The organism is Paenisporosarcina sp. P5_A11 (assembly GCF_056400705.1).
Genome location: NZ_JBFUKT010000319.1, coordinates 1 through 1801, shown reverse-complemented (window position 1 = coordinate 1801; position 1801 = coordinate 1). Strand labels below are relative to the sequence as shown.

The 1801-nt window shown below is 39.8% G+C and carries 2 protein-coding genes; both read right to left on the bottom strand.

The annotated features are described in order from the left end of the window. Nucleotides 1–163 precede the first annotated feature (163 nt). Complete coding sequence (gene fabI, locus AC1DOS_RS19875) at nucleotides 164–934, bottom strand: enoyl-ACP reductase FabI (protein ID WP_108584270.1); 771 nt, start codon at nucleotides 932–934, stop codon at nucleotides 164–166. Between the two features lie 586 nt (nucleotides 935–1520). Then, on the bottom strand, nucleotides 1521–1801 hold a 281-nt coding region (locus tag AC1DOS_RS19870; RefSeq protein ID WP_477538872.1), incomplete at its 5' end, for a magnesium transporter.

The following is a 1801-nucleotide window of genomic DNA, read 5'->3' as shown; positions in this document are numbered from 1 at the left end:
CGACTGCTTTTATAATGGGCTCGGGGAAGATCGAGGTACTTTCTTCTTGCCAATATGAAACCATAGGTATATGCCGGTATACCGGAGGTCCTTGAACAAAAAGGAGAGGATCATTTTCCACTGAAACATACACACCCTTTTTGAGATAGTTTATGCTCCTGGTTTACAGAATGTGAAAACCACTATCACAGTGTATCGTTTCGCCAGTAATCCCACGAGATAATTGACTAAATAAGAATAATGCCGTATCGCCAACTTCTTCTGGTGTTGTATTTCGACGAAGTGGAGCACGCTCTTCAATTTCTTTCAATACACTATTAAAGTCACTTACGCCTTTAGAAGACAATGTGCGAATTGGACCTGCTGAAATCGCATTAACGCGAATGTTATGTTTTCCTAAGTCAGCTGCTAAGTAACGAACTGACATTTCTAAAGAAGCTTTTGCTACACCCATAATATTATAATTAGGTACTACTTTTTCTCCACCTAAATACGTTAATGTGACAATACTGCCACCTTCAGTCATTAAAGGTTTTGCTGCTTTAGCTACGACAGTTAATGAGAAAGCACTAATATTATGTGCAAGTAAGAATCCATCACGAGACGTATCTGAGAAATTTCCCGCCAACTCTTCTGTTTTTGCAAAGGCAATACAGTGAGCTAAGCCATCGATTTTCCCTACTTCTTGTCCAATTGTTGAAAAACATTTTTCAACGTCTTCATCATTCGTAACGTCACAAGGAAGAACTAATTCATGTTTTCCTTCTAATGTTGCCACTAAATCGCGAACAGACTTTTCAAATCGTTCCCCAGCATACGTGAAAATAATATTTGCACCTGCTTTATCTAAAGACTGTGCAATCCCCCAAGCAATACTCCGTTTGTTTGCTACACCCATGATAACGTATGTTTTTCCTTGTAATGACAAAGACATGAAAAAATCCCCCTAGTTAATTCTAATTATTATTACCTGGTACTAATAATACATCACAAGAAAGATTAGTGCAAAAAAATCTTTAAAAATAGTACTCTTTCATTGTTGCTAATTGTGGAATAGGATTTTTTCTATGCGCGGTTTCTTGTCGCCTATGAGCGAATCTGTTTCAACTATCTGCGGAACTGGACATTCTCTCCACTGTTATCCCGTCTATGAGCGGATTTGTGTCGGCTATGCGCTGTTCTTTGTCGTCTACCCGCGGTTTCTTGTCGCCTATGMGCGAATCTGTTTCRACTATCTGCGGAACTGGACATTCTCTCCACTGTTATCTCTATGAGCGGATTTGTGTCGGCTATGCGCGGTTCTTTGTCGTCTATCCGCGGTTTCTTGTCGCCTATGCGCGAATCTGTTTCAACTATCTGCGGAACTGGACATTCTCTCCACTGTTATCCCGTCTATGAGCGGATTTGTGTCGGCTATGCGCGGTTTCACGTCGGCTATCCTCGGAAATGGGCATCTCTTCGCATGCTTTCTACATAAAAAAGAAGCAACAGTCATTGTGGACTGTTGCTTCTTTTTAAAACTATATTTGTGTTAAGAACATGCTTGCTAACCCTAAATATATTAATATACTAATAATATCATTAAGTGTGGTAATAAAAGGTCCCGATGCTACAGCTGGATCGATATTCATTCGATGTATGAGTAGCGGAATGAATGAACCTGACAAAGTTGCGACAAATATGGAGCCAAAAATAGCGGTTCCGACTAAAAGTCCTAATAACAAATCATGTTGGATGAAAAAGACAATTCCCACACTGAATACTGCACAAACAATTCCTGTAATTAGACCAGTACCCGCTT

Bases quoted from the DNA above. Each gene is read 5' to 3' on its own strand.
- fabI (WP_108584270.1), bottom strand. From the start codon at position 934: ATGTCTTTGTCATTACAAGGAAAAACATACGTTATCATGGGTGTAGCA.